14 protein-coding genes are annotated in these 14,986 nt (G+C 72.2%); 10 read left to right on the forward strand and 4 right to left on the reverse strand.

The window, feature by feature from the left end:
- Window positions 1-199 precede the first annotated feature (199 nt).
- Together ABT025_RS24720 and ABT025_RS24725 are read right to left on the reverse strand one after the other, a co-directional pair.
- Window positions 200-481, reverse strand: coding sequence for an Lrp/AsnC family transcriptional regulator (locus tag ABT025_RS24720; RefSeq protein WP_136328375.1), 282 nt, complete (start codon window positions 479-481; stop codon window positions 200-202).
- 173 nt (window positions 482-654) lie between these two features.
- On the reverse strand, window positions 655-1,374 hold the full coding sequence (locus tag ABT025_RS24725; RefSeq protein ID WP_350998443.1) for a rhomboid family intramembrane serine protease: 720 nt from the start codon (window positions 1,372-1,374) through the stop codon (window positions 655-657).
- A gap of 160 nt (window positions 1,375-1,534) precedes the next feature.
- On the opposite strand from ABT025_RS24725, the gene ABT025_RS24730 reads away from it, so the two are divergent.
- The 5 genes from ABT025_RS24730 to ABT025_RS24750 all read left to right on the forward strand — a co-directional run bounded on the left by ABT025_RS24730 (window position 1,535) and on the right by ABT025_RS24750 (window position 7,101).
- Window positions 1,535-1,777 carry a hypothetical protein gene (locus ABT025_RS24730; RefSeq protein ID WP_014156692.1) on the forward strand — a complete coding sequence of 81 codons (243 nt, stop codon included), beginning with the start codon at window positions 1,535-1,537 and terminating at the stop codon, window positions 1,775-1,777.
- Window positions 1,778-1,814: 37 nt separating this feature from the next.
- The gene (locus ABT025_RS24735; protein ID WP_502972020.1) at window positions 1,815-3,176 is read left to right on the forward strand and encodes an NYN domain-containing protein; all 1,362 of its coding nucleotides are present in this window, start codon (window positions 1,815-1,817) and stop codon (window positions 3,174-3,176) included.
- 287 nt (window positions 3,177-3,463) lie between these two features.
- Window positions 3,464-4,489, forward strand: a complete 1,026-nt coding sequence (locus tag ABT025_RS24740; protein ID WP_350998449.1) for a C40 family peptidase — start codon at window positions 3,464-3,466, stop codon at window positions 4,487-4,489.
- Window positions 4,490-4,727: 238 nt separating this feature from the next.
- Window positions 4,728-5,762 (forward strand): C40 family peptidase, encoded by a 1,035-nt coding sequence (locus ABT025_RS24745; protein WP_350998452.1) that lies wholly within the window; start codon window positions 4,728-4,730, stop codon window positions 5,760-5,762.
- Between the two features lie 85 nt (window positions 5,763-5,847).
- Window positions 5,848-7,101 carry a hypothetical protein gene (locus tag ABT025_RS24750; protein ID WP_350998455.1) on the forward strand — a complete coding sequence of 418 codons (1,254 nt, stop codon included), beginning with the start codon at window positions 5,848-5,850 and terminating at the stop codon, window positions 7,099-7,101.
- On the opposite strand, the gene ABT025_RS24755 is transcribed toward ABT025_RS24750, so the two are convergent.
- Window positions 7,058-8,347, reverse strand: coding sequence for a glycosyltransferase 87 family protein (locus ABT025_RS24755; protein ID WP_350998458.1), 1,290 nt, complete (start codon window positions 8,345-8,347; stop codon window positions 7,058-7,060). The two genes, ABT025_RS24750 and ABT025_RS24755, sit on opposite strands and share 44 nt — an antisense overlap.
- A gap of 127 nt (window positions 8,348-8,474) precedes the next feature.
- Here ABT025_RS24755 and ABT025_RS24760 point away from each other — a divergent pair, with 127 nt between their 5' ends.
- Window positions 8,475-9,617, forward strand: a complete 1,143-nt coding sequence (locus ABT025_RS24760; RefSeq protein WP_350998461.1) for a glycosyltransferase family 4 protein — start codon at window positions 8,475-8,477, stop codon at window positions 9,615-9,617.
- Between the two features lie 141 nt (window positions 9,618-9,758).
- Here the strand turns inward: ABT025_RS24760 and ABT025_RS24765 are convergent, their stop codons facing one another.
- A complete protein-coding gene (locus tag ABT025_RS24765; protein WP_350998464.1) occupies window positions 9,759-11,555 on the reverse strand; it encodes an AMP-dependent synthetase/ligase in 1,797 nt (598 codons plus the stop codon).
- 280 nt (window positions 11,556-11,835) lie between these two features.
- Between ABT025_RS24765 and ABT025_RS24770 the strand changes: the two genes are divergently transcribed.
- The 4 genes from ABT025_RS24770 to ABT025_RS24785 all read left to right on the forward strand — a co-directional run bounded on the left by ABT025_RS24770 (window position 11,836) and on the right by ABT025_RS24785 (window position 14,970).
- Window positions 11,836-12,642, forward strand: coding sequence for a metallophosphoesterase family protein (locus ABT025_RS24770; RefSeq protein ID WP_350998467.1), 807 nt, complete (start codon window positions 11,836-11,838; stop codon window positions 12,640-12,642).
- A 117-nt stretch (window positions 12,643-12,759) separates the two neighbouring features.
- Entirely contained in the window at window positions 12,760-13,209 is a 450-nt protein-coding gene (locus ABT025_RS24775) for an SRPBCC family protein (RefSeq protein WP_148017697.1), read from the forward strand.
- A gap of 4 nt (window positions 13,210-13,213) precedes the next feature.
- Entirely contained in the window at window positions 13,214-14,428 is a 1,215-nt protein-coding gene (locus ABT025_RS24780; protein ID WP_350998470.1) for an ArsA family ATPase, read from the forward strand.
- A gap of 83 nt (window positions 14,429-14,511) precedes the next feature.
- Entirely contained in the window at window positions 14,512-14,970 is a 459-nt protein-coding gene (locus ABT025_RS24785; protein WP_350998472.1) for a DUF5304 domain-containing protein, read from the forward strand.
- Window positions 14,971-14,986 lie beyond the last annotated feature (16 nt).

Below are 14,986 nucleotides of genomic sequence, written 5' to 3' on the forward strand. Positions count from 1 at the left end.
CTTTGGGGCCCCGCCCGCCCGCGGGGGGGGGGCGCCGCCCGGGCCCGGCCGGGCCCCCCCCCGCCCTGCCCGGCCCGGGCTTGCCGTCAGCCCCCCCCCCCCCCCCCGAAAGTGCTGAGAACCCTGGGGCCTTCGCTTGGATCATGCCGGGCCCCGCGAGCCCGGCATGATCCGGACGAGAGGCCCCGCGGGACAGCCCTCAGGCGTCCAGGCCGATGGCGAAGGCCGCCTCCAGGTCGTGCTGCGAGTACGTACGGAACGCCACGTGGGTGTCGGTTCCCTCGACGCCGGGGATCTTGCTGATCCGGCCGGGGATGACATCGGCGAGGTCGTCGTGCTTGGACACCCGGACCATGGCGATCAGGTCGTATGTACCGGTGACCGAGAAGACCTCGCTGACGCTGTCCAGCGCGGCGATGGCCTCGGCGATCTCGGGAATCCGGTCCACGCTGGTTTTGATGAGCACGATCGCGGTGATCACGGCTGGCTTTCTCCCTCGGTGGCCGTGGCTGGAGACTTCACTCTAGGGCCTTGCGTCCGGATCATGCCGGGCCGGCGGGGTCCGGCACGCACATCGGCGTCGTCGTCGGCCGCCCGTGCTCCGCAGTGGCTCCGTCCTCCGCCCCGCGACCGCACGTGCCGGACCTCGCTCCGCTATCCCGCCTGGTCCGGACGCAGGGCGCCGGCCCCGCGCCGGAAGCGGCCCCAGGCGTAGAGGAAGCCGGTTGCGAAGCCGACCACATGGGCGAGGTAGGCCACCCCGGGCCCACTGCCGGCGCCCTCGGCCGCCAGCCACTGCAGGACGAACCAGAAGGCCAGCACGATCCACGCGGGGAAGCGCAGCGGCAGGAACAGCAGGAACGGGAACAGGCTGGTGACCCGGGCGCGGGGGAAGAGGTAGAGGAAGGCCCCCAGGACCGCCGAGATCGCCCCCGACGCGCCGACGAGCGTCTGGTCGGAGGTGGAGTGCGCGGCCGCGTAGGCGAGCAGGGCGAGATAGCCGCAGCCCAGGTAGAAGAACGCGAACTCGGTGTGGCCCATGCGCTCCTCGGCCATGGCTCCGAACACGTACAGGAACAGCATGTTGCCGAGCAGGTGCAGCCAGCTGCCGTGGACGAACAGTGCGGTGAGCGGGGTGAGGACGGCGTGCGCCGAGCCGTCCCACAGTTCGCTCGGGATGACGCCCCAGCGCTCGAAGTACCCGGCCTGGGCGGCGAGCAGGGCGTCCGCGGTGCCGTAGACCGGGTTGAACCCCGAGAGCGGGCTGATCACGAAGGCCACACAGCACAGGGCGATGAGGGTGTACGTCACCGGCGGCCCGCCCGAGGTGGCCGCCCGCAGGATTCTGCCGGCCGCAGCCCGCCGATCGATCATGAACAGAGCATGACGCAAGCGGAGGGAACGGGACAGACCGCCTCGCCGTGCCGAGGGGAAGCGCCGAGGCCGTAGGGTTACAAGAGGACATCCGCAGTTCGACGGCGCACCGCGAGATCCTTGTCCGGCAGCTCACGGCTCGACGAAAGAGGACGCAACGATGACGACGGTTCCCCAGCCGACAGACGGGACCCGCTGGCGCTGCACGCTCTGCGGAAACCTGACGAGGTTCGACGTGACGCGTTCGTCCAAGGTCGTCGAATACGTCCACCTCGACCTGGCCGGTGAGTCCAGCGTCGAGGAACGCGAGGTGGTCAGTGAGACCATCGAGTCGGTGCGCTGTCGTTGGTGCAACGCGGTGGACCAGATCGAACTAGTCGACAGGCCGGGTGCCGACTCCTGACGGGGCCGCGCGCACATAAAAAATGAGGTGACGGATGGTGGAGCAGCCCGCTGGCGGCGCCACGTCGGCCGACGCGGCCGACGACGCCGTGGAGGCGCTCGACCGCCCGCTGCCCGAAGGTGTGCGGCATCGGGTCGTCGCGCTCGTCGCGGACGCGTTCGGCGGTCTCACGGTCACCGAACTCCCGCCCCAGCTCCGACAGTACGCCCGCTTCACGCCGACCCGGCGTGCCAAGTTCGCGGGGAACGCGATGGCGGCTGCGCTGGAGGGCGACGCGCCCTTCCGCCGTCGTATCGGTGAACGGCTGAAGGAGACCCAGCCGGAGCTGGCCGCCGCGCTGGTGGCGGGGTCCCCGCCCGCCGCCGCGGATCCCGTCGACGTGGCCGCCGCGGCCTATGTGCTGCGCCCGGCCGGCTGGGTCAAGCTGGTCGCCGCCGCCGGCGAGGAGGCCGAGCGGGCCGACGCCGAGCGGGCCGACGAGGAGGTCCGGCTCGAACTGGAGCGGCTGCGCGAGGAACTCGCCCGGTCCCGCGCCCAGACGAAGAGCGAGACCGATCGGCTCCGAGCCGAACTGGACGCCTCCCGCAAGGAGGCCGACTCGCTCCAGCGCAAGCTGCGCAGCGCGGCCAACGAGGTGAAGCGCGGTGAGGCGGCGCTGCGTCGTGGCAGGGCCGAGAGCGACGCCCTGCGGGCCGAGACGGCGGCCCAGGTGTCCGCGGCCGAGAGTGAGGCCCGGAGGCTGCGGACGAGGCTCAGCGAGGCGGAGGCGTCCGTCGAGGCGGGCCGCAGGGCCGCCAGGGAAGGGCGCTCGGTCGAGGACATGCGGCTGCGGCTGCTGCTCGACACGGTGCTCGAAGCGGCCGGCGGGCTGCGGCGCGAACTGGCGCTGCCGCCCTCGTCGATGCGTCCCGCGGACAGCGTGGACGCGGTCGAGCCCGGACGGATGTCGCCCAAGGACATTGCTGCCAGGGCCCTTTCGGAGACCGACCCGGCGCTGCTCGACCAACTGCTCGCACTGCCGCAGGCCCATCTGATCGTGGACGGCTACAACGTCACCAAGACCGGCTATCCGCAGATGCCGCTGGAGAAGCAGCGGCTGCGGCTGCTGGGCGGTCTGTCGGTGCTCGCGGCCCAGACGGGCGCCGAGATGACCTGTGTCTTCGACGGGGCCGAGCTGGCCGCTCCGGTGCTGCTCGCGCCGCCGCGCGGGGTGCGGGTGCTGTTCAGCAAGCCGGGTGTCACGGCGGACGAGGTCATCCGTCAGCTGGCGCGTGCCGAACCGCCCGGGCGGCCCGTCGTGGTGGTCTCCACCGACCGCGAAGTGGCCGACGGGGTGGCGAAGGCGGGGGCCAGGCCCGTTGCGTCCGTCTTGCTCCTGAAGCGGCTTTCGCGCGTCTAGAGCGTCTTGTTGCGACTTCGGCCGAAATCAGGGAACGGACCGTCAAGTCGCCGCTACGCCCTGTGTGATGTGAGTAAAGAAGTACCTCCTGTGACGAGATTTTTCCTGCGAGGATTTGAACTGATCACAAGATGGTCACTAAGGTCGGGCCTCGAACCTTCGCACGGTTGATCACCCATCCGGGGTGGCAGTGAAGGAACCGCCGAGGCCGTGACGTGCACGGAGCCGCGGGAGTTCATCTCCCTCGGAGCCCGGTAGGCGGCTCGAGGAAGAAGGAGCTCGCCTTCGTGGGGTCCCACCGTCGTCCCAAGCAACCGAGCCGCACCCGCGTGACCGTGCTCGGCGTGACTGCCGCCGCGGCCGTTGCCCTGACCTCCCAGGCGGCCCACGCCGACCCGAAGCCGACCAAGAGCGAGGTCAAGGAGAAGGTCGACAAGCTCTACGAAGAGGCGGAGAAGGCCACCGAGCAGCACAGCCTGGCCAAGGAGAAGCAGGACAAGCTCCAGAAGCAGATCGACGCGATCCAGGACAAGGTCGCCCGCGGTCAGCAGGAGCTCAACAACCTCCGCACCGGCCTCGGTTCCCTTGCCGCCGCGCAGTACCGCTCCGGAGGCATCGACCCCTCCGTCCAGCTCTTCCTCGCCTCGGACCCGGACAGCTTCCTGGACCAGGCCTCCGCCCTCGACCAGCTGACGGCCAAGCAGGCCGAGTCGCTGGCGAAGATCCAGGAGAAGCAGCGGTCCCTCGCGCAGGAGCGCAAGGAGGCCCAGGACAAGCTGAGCGACCTCGCGGACGTCCGCAAGACGCTCGGTGAGAAGAAGAAGAAGCAGCAGGCCAAGCTCACCGAGGCGCGCCAGCTGCTCAACACCCTCACTCAGGCCGAGCGCGACAAGATGCGCGCGGAGGACCAGCGCGCCAGCCGTGCCGCCAGCGACCGGGTCGACCTCGGCAACGAGGCCCCGGCCTCCGGTCTCGGTGCCGCCGCGCTCCAGGCGGCCGCCACCCAGATCGGCAAGCCGTATTCCCCCGGCCAGTCCGGTCCCGGCTCCTACGACTGCTCGGGCCTGACCATGTGGGCCTACGCCCAGGCCGGTGCCAACATCACCCGCACCACGTACACCCAGATCAACCAGGGCACGCGGATCGGGATGAGCCAGCTGAAGCCTGGCGACCTGGTCTTCTTCAACGGCAACCAGCACGTGGGCCTGTACGCGGGCAACGGCACCGTGCTGCACGCCCCGCGCTCGGGCACGTTCGTCCGCTACGAGTCGATGAGCACCATCGGCAGCTTCTACGGCGCGGTGCGCATCTGACCGCGCCCGAACGGGCGAATTCCCGCGCCCCGTACTGACAGCCGCCCCGCCGGAGACCACAGGTCACCGGCGGGGCGTCACTGTGTGTGCCTCCCGTCCGACCGGCGCGGCCTTTGTTCGCTCCGTGATCGCGCGACTACTGTCTGCCTGCTGTGCAGCTCCCGTTCGTCGGTCCGCCCGCCCCGGGTGGCAAGGGGCTGCGCACGTCTGCGTACAGCGGAAGGGAGTACGGCGTCCTGTGGTGTCCCATCGCCGTTCCACACAGCCCGGCGTGAGCCGGAGCGTCCGGGTGACCGTTCTGTCGGCTGCGGCGGCGACCGCTGCGGCGGCGCTCGGCGCGGCCACCGCGAACGCCGATCCGCAGGACACACCGCAGACCGCCGGAGCCCGGGTCGACCGCCTCTTCACCGAGGCCGAGCAGGCGACCGAGCACTACAACAGGGCCGGTGAGAACGTCGGACGGCTGCGCGGCGAGGTGCGCCGGGCCCAGGACCGGGCCGCCCGGGGCCAGGAGCGCATCAACCGCATGCGTACGGAGATCGGTTCGGCGGCACGCGAGCAGTACCGGGCCGGCGGCATCGATCCCTCGCTCGCGCTGCTGCTCTCCTCCGACCCCGACAGCTATCTCGACCGGGCCGCCACCCTGGACCGGGTGAACGACCGTCGCGCCACCGCTCTGGCCGGGCTCCGCAAGGCTCAGCAGGCGCTCGCCCAGACCCGCGCGGAGGCCGCCCGCTCGCTCGCCGGCCTGGAGCGCAACCGTGCGGCCGTCAACCGCCACAAGCGCACCGTCGAGCGCAAGCTCCGCCAGGCCAGGGAACTGCTGAAGGAGCTGCCCGGTGGTGAGCGCGACGCCTTCGAGCGGGCCTCGCGGACCGGCCGTGACAACGGGGCCGGCGGTCCGATGGCCGGTCTGCCCGCAGGCTCGGCGCGGGCGGCGGCCGCGGTCATGGCCGTCCGGGGAGCGCTGGGGCTCCCGTACGTCTGGGGCGCGAGCGGACCCTCCGGATTCGACTGTTCGGGGCTGATGCAGTGGGCGTACGCCCAGGCCGGGGTGAGCCTGCCGCGGACCTCGCAGGCCCAGCGGTACGCCGGCCGCATGGTGCCGCTCGCAGAGGCCCGCCCCGGCGACCTCGTCGCCTACCGCGCCGACGCCAGCCACATCGGGATGTACGTGGGAAACGGCCAGGTGATCCACGCCCCGTACCCGGGAGCCCCGGTCCGCTACGACCCCGTCGGGATGATGCCCGTCTCCTCGGTCACCAGGGTCTGACCTCGGGGCCGACCCGCCGGAGACCCGGGGCCGGCCTCAGGAGCCGATCCCCGGAGACCCGGGGACAGCCCTTACCCTCGGTCCTGTGGCTGATCAAGGGCGTACCGCGGGGCGGGCACGCGGCGGACCGCGGCGCGCGGCGGGCGCCGTGCTCGCCGCGCTGCTGTGCGCGGCCGGCTGCGCTGCCCCGGCCGGCAAGGCCCCCGACACCACCGCCCGCGACATCCGCGTCACGCTGGACCGCCGCGCCGCCGCCGTGCTGCACCACGACGAGGAGGCCTACGTCGCCGTCGTGGACCCGGACGCCACCGCGCTGCGGGGCGCGCAGCGCAAGGAGTTCGGCCACCTCGCGGACGTACCGCTCGCCACCTGGACCTACCGGGTGACGGATCTCGCCGCGCACGGGGCCGGCCGGGCCACCGCCGATGTGCGGCTCGGATACCGGATCGAGGGCTACGACAGCGCGCCGGTCACCGTCGACCGGGTGCTCGACCTGGAGCGGGACCCGGACGACGGCCGCTGGTACCTCACCGCCGACCGGGCCGCGGAGGGTGGGGGACGGCAGCTCTGGGAGCAGGGCGACGTCGAGGTGGTGCGCGGCACCTACAGCCTGGTGCTGGGGGTCGGCCGGACCCGGGACGAGCTGAAGGAGATCGCCGCCACCGAGGACCTGGCGGTGCCCGACGTCTCCGCCGCCTGGCCGGAGCACTGGGCGGGGCGCGTGGTGGTGATGGTCCCCGGCACCGTGACGGACATGGCGGAGCTGCTCGGATCGCCCGCCGCGAACTACCGGGGCATAGCGGCCGTGACGACCGGCGAGACCGGCGGCTCGGGGAAGGCGCCCGCCGACCGGGTGATCGTCAACCCGGAGGCGTACGCCATGCTCGGCGCCTTCGGGCAGCGCGTCGTCCTCACCCACGAGACCACCCATGTGGCCACTCGCACCGACACCTCCGCCGCCACCCCGGCCTGGCTCTCCGAGGGCTTCGCGGACTGGGCCGCCTACCGGGCCGGGGAACGCACCGCCGCCGAGATCGCACCCGAACTGGCCGACGCCGTCCGCGCCGGAGACGTGCCCGCCGCGCTGCCCACCGACGAGGACTTCGGCTTCGCCGGCGACGCGGACCGGCTCGCGAGGGCGTACGAGGGCGGCTGGCTGGCCTGCGAGCTCATCGCCGACCGCTGGGGCGAGGCGAAGCTGTTCGCCTTCTACCGGGCCGTCGGGGGCCACTCGGGACGGGACGGGGCGGTGGAGCAGGCCCTGCACGAGGTGCTCGGCACGACACCGCAGGACTTCACGGCGCGCTGGCGCGCGTACCTGGAGAGCCGGCTCGGCTGAGCGCGGACGCGGTGGTGCCGTCGCCCGCCACCGGCACGTCGTCGGCCGGTGCCCCGTCCGGGGCCGGGCCGGGCACCGTGTCCCGCCACAGTCGCGCACACGCGAGCAGGGACGCCGCGACCAGCAGCCCGTTGCGCAGGAACATCAGGGTCAGGCCCGTCGCGTCGCTGGTCACCACATGGATGAAGCCGAGCGGGAACTCCAGCTGCGTGACGCCCGTCGCCACCAGCACCAGTGCGGCAGGCCAGGCCATCCGGCTCTCCCGGAAGACCAGGCAGACCGCGGCCAGACCGACCAGCCACAGCATGTACTGCGGGCTGATCACCCGGCTCGTGGTGGTGAACAGCAGCACCGCGGTGAACGCCGCGTCCGCCGTCGCACTCACCCCGAACCTGCGCGCCCGCAGCCGCCACACCAGCAGCCAGCCGAACGCGACCACGCTCAGCCCCAGGGCGAGGGTGCTCACCAGCGGCACGTGCGGCCCCAGGAACTCCAGCGAGCCGTAGTGCAGCTCCACCCGGCCCTGCCAGCCGAACTGCCGCGCCACATGGAAGACCAGCGCCCCCAGTGACTCGACCTCCGTGCCCCGGTCCCGCTGGAAGCCCAGGAACGCCAGCGCACCGGGCGCCGCCGCGGTGCACAGCACCAGCAGCCCGAGCGCCACTCCGGCAGCCGTCGTCCACGCCAGGCGGGTGCGGCGACCGCGGGCCGTACCGGCGAGCAGCAGTACCGGCCACACCTTCAGCAGCGCCCCGAACGCCGCCAGCGCCCCAAGCACCCGCGGATGCCGGACCCCTGCCAGCAGGGCCGCCACCGCGACGGCCGTCACCATCACGTCGTACCGGGCGTACGCGGTCGTACCGAGCAGCGGCACCCCCGCCACCCACACCCAGGCCCCTGCGGTCCGCCGGGCGGCGCTCCGGCCCGCGTACAGCAGCAGGCCGAGCACCAGCGCGTCGCACAGGAAGGCCAGGACGAAGAAGGCCGAGGCGTAGTCCAGGAAGGGCAGCAGGGCGGGGGAGAGGATCGCGAGCGCAGCCGCCGGCGGGTACTGCCAGGTGACGTCGGACTGCGGATAGCTGCCCGACCTCAGGACGTCGTACCAGCCGTGGTAGATCACCGACACATCGCTCGTCACGTCCGGACCCGGCAGCGTGATCACCTTGATGACGCAGAGCAGGAGCAGGGCCCTGGTCAGCGCCCACACCGCGAAGGCGGCCGGCCGTGTGCCGCTCGAACCCGTCATGACCAGCCTCATCCGTTCCGCTGCCGTTCCGCCGTCCGTACGCGGAGCCCGTCGTACGAGGAGCCATGATGCCCGCCCGGTCTGTGCGAGAGCCATCAGGCGGGGCCGCCCGGTACTGTCGGCTGCGATGGACAAGACCTTGATCGTGACCAATGACTTCCCGCCCCGCCCCGGTGGCATCCAGGCGTTCCTGCACAACATGGCGCTGCGCCTGGACCCCGAACAGGTCGTCGTCTACGCCTCCACCTGGAAGCGCGGCGCCGAGGGCGCGGCGGCCACCGCCGCCTTCGACGCCGAGCAGCCCTTCACCGTGGTCCGCGACCGTACGACGATGCTCCTGCCGACCCCGCGGGTGACCCGGCGCGCCACCGAGCTGCTGCGTGTCCACGGCTGTTCGTCCGTCTGGTTCGGGGCCGCCGCCCCGCTCGGCCTGATGGCACCGGCGCTGCGCCGGGCCGGCGCCCGCAGGCTGGTGGCCACCACCCACGGGCACGAGGCCGGCTGGGCCCAGCTGCCCGCCTCCCGCCGGCTGCTGCGGAGGATCGGTGAGGGCACGGACACGATCACCTACCTCGGCGAGTACACCCGCTCCCGGATCGCCGCCGCGCTCACCCCGGCGGCCGCGGGCCACATGGTCCGGCTCCCGCCCGGCGTCGACGAGAAGACCTTCCACCCGGACTCCGGCGGCGACCGGGTCAGGGCCCGGCTCGGGCTCACCGACCGGCCGGTCGTCGTCTGTGTGTCCCGGCTGGTACCCCGCAAGGGCCAGGACACGCTGATCCTCGCGATGCCGGCGATCCTGGCCGAGGTGCCCGACGCGGTCCTGCTGATCGTCGGCGGCGGGCCGTACGCCGGGGAACTGAAGAAGCTGGCGGCGGAGACCGGGGTGCAGGACTCGGTGCGGTTCACCGGTCCGGTGCCGTGGGAGGAACTGCCCGCGCACTACGGGGCCGGCGACGTGTTCGCCATGCCGTGCCGCACCAGGCGCGGCGGCCTCGACGTGGAGGGCCTGGGCATCGTCTACCTGGAGGCGTCCGCGACCGGGCTGCCGGTGGTGGCGGGCGACTCGGGCGGAGCCCCGGACGCCGTGCTCGACGGCGAGACCGGGTGGGTGGTGCGCGGCGGCTCGGCCGAGGAGTCGGCGGAGCGGATCGTCGCACTGCTCGGCGACGCGGAGCTGCGGCAGCGGATGGGGGAGCGGGGCCGGGCCTGGGTCGAGGAGAAGTGGCGCTGGGACCTGCTGGCGGAGAAGCTCCGGGAACTGCTCTGAGCGCTGCTCCGAGTAGTGCTCGGAGTGCTGTTCCGAGCCCTGTTCCGTGGCCTGCTCCGACCGCTGCTCCAAACCGTGTTCCGAGCGCCGAAGGGGCCCGCACCGGACTTGGTGCGGGCCCCTTCGTACGCGTCACACGGATCAGGCGCGGTAGATCGACTCGACCTCGTCGGCGAAGTCCTTCGCCACCACGTTCCGCTTCAGCTTCAGCGACGGCGTGATGTGGCCCGCCTCCTCGGTGAACTGGGCGGCCAGGATGCGGAACTTGCGTACCGACTCGGCCTTGGACACCGCGGCGTTGCCGTCGTCGACCGCGCGCTGCACCTCGGCCAGCAGCTCCGGGTCCTCACGCAGCGACAGGGCGGTCGAGCCGACGGGCTTGCCGTGCTCCTCGGCCCAGTGGCCCAGGAACTCCTCGTCCAGCGTCACCAGCGCGCCCACGAACGGGCGGCCGTCGCCGACGACCATGCACTCCGCCACCAGGGCGTGCCCGCGGATGCGGTCCTCGATGACGGCGGGGGCGACGTTCTTGCCGCCGGCCGTGACGATGATCTCCTTCTTGCGGCCGGTGATCGCGAGATAGCCGTCCTCGTCGAGGGTGCCGATGTCACCGGTGTGGAACCAGCCGTCGGCCAGCGCCTCGGCCGTCGCCGCCTCGTTGTTCCAGTAGCCGGCGAACAGGTGCTCGCCGTGCAGCAGCACCTCGCCGTCGTCGGCGATGCGCACGACGGAGCCGGGCAGCGGCTGGCCGACCGTACCGATCTTCTGCCGGTCCCACGGGTTGAAGGCCGTGGCCGCACACGTCTCGGTCAGGCCGTAGCCCTCCAGGACGGTGAAGCCGATGCCGCGGTAGAAGTGGCCGAGCCGCTCACCCAGCGGCGCGCCGCCGGAGATCGCGTACTCGCCGCGTCCGCCGAGCACGGCCCGCAGCTTGCTGTAGACCAGCCGGTCGAAGACCTTGTGCTTGAACTTCAGGCCCATGGACGGACCCTGCGGCGTGCCCAGCGCGCGGCTGTAGGCGATCGCCGTGTTCGCCGCCTTGTCGAAGATCTTGCCCTTGCCGTCGGCCTGCGCCTTGGCGCGGGCCGAGTTGTAGACCTTCTCGAAGACCCGCGGCACCCCGAGGATCAGGGTCGGCCGGAACGCGGCCAGTTCGTCGGTGAGGTTCTTGATGTCCGGTACGCAGCCGAGCTTGATCGGCGCCATCACGGAGGCGACCTCGACCAGCCGGCCGAAGACGTGCGCGGCGGGCAGGAAGAGCAGCACGGAGCACTCGCCGGTACGGAACAGCGGCTTCAGCCGCTCCACCACGTTGCCGCACTCCGCGAAGAAGCTGCGGTGCGTCAGCACACAGCCCTTGGGGCGGCCGGTGGTGCCCGAGGTGTAGACGATCGTGGCCGGATCGTCGGCCTTCGCGCTCACGCTGCGCAGATCCACGGTCTCCTCGGAGACCTCCGCACCCGACGCCGTCAGCGCGTCGACCGCGCCCTTGTCGATCTGCCACACGTGGCGCAGTTCCGGCAGCCGGTCGCGTACCGAGGCCACGGCCTCCGCGTGGGCGTCGCTCTCCACCAGAACCCCGACCGCGCCCGAGTCGCCGAGGATCCACTGGACCTGCTCGGGGGAGCTGGTCTCGTACACGGGCACGGTGACGGCGCCCGCGCTCCAGATCGCGAAGTCCAGCTGCACCCACTCGTAGCGGGTGCGGGACATCAGGGCGACCCGGTCGCCGGGCTCGACACCGGCGGCGATCAGCCCCTTCGCGGCGGCTCTGACCTCGGCCAGGAACTGGGTGGCGGTGACGTCCGTCCAGACGCCCGCGACTTTGCGGCTCATCACCGCGACGTCGGCATGCTGAGCGGCATTGCGGCGGATGAGATCCGTCAGGTTGCCGTCCGAGGGGACCTCGTACAGGGCCGGAAGGCTGAACTCGCGCAAGACTGCTGCTCCTCATCGGGCTCCGGTGCCACGGCTCTGTGTGACGCACCGGCTGCGGTCCAAGAATGGCGGGTGCTCAGTGGGGTGAGCACGACTGGACTGCCCGGACGTTACCCACCGGTACTCGGTTCCGGATAGGGGGTTCAGGCCAGATGTCTTACGCGTCACACATATCGGTGGTCCTCATCGGCACAGTAGTGCACCTCGTTCGACACCCGGAGGTAACCGCAGGTCCGGCCACCCCTACCCACGTGGGCGCCGGAGTCCTAGGGTGATCGTCATGCGAGCAGGACCGAACACCCGGGATGCCTCCGCCGGACGGCGCACCCGCGTCCACGTGGTCAGCGACGTGCACGGGAACACCGAGGCGCTGGCCCGCGCCGGTGACGGGGCCGACGCCCTGATCTGCCTGGGTGACCTGGTGCTCTTCCTCGACTACGCGGACCACTCGCGCGGCATCTTCCCCGACCTCTTCGGCGTCGAGAACGCCGACCGGATCGTCGCCCTGCGCACCGAACGCCGTTTCGAGGAGGCGCGGGACTTCGGCCGGCAGCTGTGGGCGGGGAAGGACCGCAACGCCGCGATCGTCTCCGCCGTCCGCAAGCAGTACGCCGAGATGTTCGCCGCGCTGCCCACCCCTACGTACGCCACCTACGGCAACGTCGACATCCCCGGCCTGTGGCCCGAGTACGCGGGCCCCGGCACCACCGTCCTGGACGGCGACCGGATCGAGATCGGCGGCCGCGTCTTCGGCTTCGTCGGCGGCGGCCTGCAGACCCCGATGCGTACCCCGTACGAGATCAGCGACGAGGAGTACGCGGCCAAGATCGAGGCGGTCGGCCCGGTCGACGTGCTCTGCACACACATCCCGCCCGAGGTCCCGGAGCTGACGTACGACACCGTGGCGCGCCGCTTCGAGCGCGGCAGCCGGGCGCTGCTCGACGCCATCCGCCGCACCCGCCCCCGCTACTCCGTGTTCGGTCACGTCCACCAGCCGCTGGCCCGCCGGATGCGGATCGGTACCACCGAGTGCGTGAACGTCGGCCACTTCGCCTCGACCGGCCGGCCCTGGGCGCTGGAGTGGTGACCGGGTCCCGCCGGACATCGCGGCAGGCCCTGGGACGAGGCGGTGCGCTCACGCGATAGCCTTCTGGCGGCAGGCCTCTGCCGACCGACCGGTACACCGCACTGGAGGGCCACAGCGATGGCTGAACACACCAGCTCGAGCATCACGATCGAGGCGGCACCGGCCGACGTCATGGGTGTGATCGCCGACTTCGACCGCTATCCGGAATGGACCGGCGAGGTCAAGGAGGCCGAGGTGCTCGGCACCGACGACCGCGGCCGTGCCGAGAAGGTCCGTCTCGTCCTGGACGCCGGCGCGATCAAGGACGACCACACCCTCGCATACACCTGGATCGGCGACTACGAGGTCAGCTGGACCCTGGTCAAGTCCCAGATGCTGCGCGCCATCGACGGCTCCTACGCCCTCGCGCCGCTCGGTGACGGCGACCGCACCGAGGTCACCTACCGGCTGACCGTCGACGTCAAGATCCCGATGCTCGGCATGATCAAGCGCAAGGCCGAGAAGGTCATCATCGACCGCGCCCTGGCCGGTCTCAAGAAGCGTGTCGAGTCCGTCCCGAAGGCCTGATCCGGTGCGTACGGTCCTGGTCACCGGCCTCGGCGGCGCCGGCCGTACCACCGTCTCCGCGGCCACCGCGCTGGCCGGTGCCCGCAGCGGCCGGCGCACCCTGCTGGTCTCCGCCGACGCCATACCCGGCTTCCCGACGGACACCGAACCCACGCTGGTGACCGATGCGCTGTGGTCCGTCCGGATCGACTCCGGCGCGCACTTCCGCAGCGAACTCCTCACCCTCCAGGACCAGTTGTCCGGCGTGCTCGACCTGCTCGGCGGCAACCGCATGGACGGCGAGGAACTCACCGAACTTCCCGGCAGCGCCGAACTCGCCCTGCTGCACGCCCTGCGCCGCGCCGCCCAGGGCGACTGGTCCCGCGCCGGCTACGACCTCCTCGTCGTCGACCTGCCGCCGCTGCGCGAAGCCCTCGCCGTGCTGGCCCTGCCCGAACAGCTGCGCCGCTACCTGCGCCGGCTGCTGCCCCAGGAACGCCAGGCCGCCCGGGCCCTGCGTCCGATGCTCGCGCAGCTCGCCGGTGTGCCCATGCCCGCACAGTGGCTGTACGAGGCCGCCGCCCGGCGCGACGCCGAGCTGGCCGGGGTCCAGGCGCTGATCGAGGACCGCGCGACCACGCTCCGGCTGGTCGCCGAACCGGGTCCTGCCGCCGAGGACGCCCTGCGCACCGCCCGTACCGGGCTCGCCCTGCACGGGCTGCGGGTCGACGCCCTGGTGGCCAACCGGGTGCTGCCGCGGCACTCGTCCGACCCCTGGTTCGCCGCGCTCGCCGCCCAGCAGGAGAAGTGCCTCGACCACTGGAACGAGGAACGCCCCGCCGAGGCCCTGCCGCTGCAGGTGCCCCACCTCGGCCGCGACCCGCAGGGCCCCGACGACCTCACCGGTCTCGTGGACGACGAGCCCGCCCTGATCCCGGACGGCCGGGACGGCGGGCGCGCCGAGGACGCCTGGTGGATCGAGGAGGCCGGAGCCCCCGAAGGGCCGGACGGCGCCGACGGCATACTCGTCTGGTGCCTGCGCCTTCCCGGCGCCGTCAAGAAGGACCTCCAGCTTGTCCGCCGCGGCAGCGAGCTGCTCCTCACCGTCGGCCCCTTCCACCGCATCGTGCCCCTGGAGTCCGCGCTGCGCCGCTGCACCGTCTCGGGCGCGGCCCTCACGGACGGGGTGCTGCGGGTCCGCTTCACGCCGGACCCCGCCCTGTGGCCGAGGACGAGCTGAACGGCGTACCACCGTTCGGGTAACGTCGTCAGTAGGCGTCCCGGATGCCGGGCCGCCGGACAACCACGTCGCAGGAGTCCGCCATGAGCGAAGCCACCGATCGTCCCGCCGACGACGACGCGTGGGCGCAGGCCTGCGCCGAGGACCTCGCCGCCGAGAAGGCCCGCCGCCGCGCCGAGTACGGCCCGCCGCCCGGCTCCGCCGCCGAGGAGCTGCGCAAGCTGGTCGACGCCGTGGCCGACAAGCTGGGCTCCCTCCCGACGCCGTTGTTCGGCGTCGCGGCCCAGGGGGCCGTGCAGCAGGTCATCAAGCAGGCGAAGTCCGCCGTCGAGCCCGTCATCGAACGCAATCCGGACGTTTTCGATCACATCGCGGCAGCCGGAAGCGAGCTGCTCGCCGCCTACCGCTCTGCGGTCGAGGGCCAGGAACGCCGCTGGACCCAGGGTGCCGGAGACCCCGCAGGCACGGAAACGAAGGCAGAAGACCCCACCGACCCCCGTGATGAGGGGCCAGGCGCCGGCGAACACATCGACCTGGACTGACCGGCACCGACCGGGC

The organism is Streptomyces sp. NPDC002809 (assembly GCF_040295435.1).
Classification (GTDB): Bacteria; Actinomycetota; Actinomycetes; order Streptomycetales; family Streptomycetaceae; genus Streptomyces.

Excerpts from the sequence above, each read along its gene's own strand:
- ABT025_RS24770 (WP_350998467.1), top strand. The coding sequence starts at position 11,836 with ATGCGAGCAGGACCGAACACCCGGGATGCCTCCGCCGGACGGCGCACC.
- ABT025_RS24785 (WP_350998472.1), top strand. The coding sequence starts at position 14,512 with ATGAGCGAAGCCACCGATCGTCCCGCCGACGACGACGCGTGGGCGCAG.
- ABT025_RS24760 (WP_350998461.1), top strand. The coding sequence starts at position 8,475 with ATGGACAAGACCTTGATCGTGACCAATGACTTCCCGCCCCGCCCCGGT.
- ABT025_RS24755 (WP_350998458.1), bottom strand. The coding sequence starts at position 8,347 with ATGACGGGTTCGAGCGGCACACGGCCGGCCGCCTTCGCGGTGTGGGCG.
- ABT025_RS24775 (WP_148017697.1), top strand. The coding sequence starts at position 12,760 with ATGGCTGAACACACCAGCTCGAGCATCACGATCGAGGCGGCACCGGCC.
- ABT025_RS24725 (WP_350998443.1), bottom strand. The coding sequence starts at position 1,374 with ATGATCGATCGGCGGGCTGCGGCCGGCAGAATCCTGCGGGCGGCCACC.
- ABT025_RS24730 (WP_014156692.1), top strand. The coding sequence starts at position 1,535 with ATGACGACGGTTCCCCAGCCGACAGACGGGACCCGCTGGCGCTGCACG.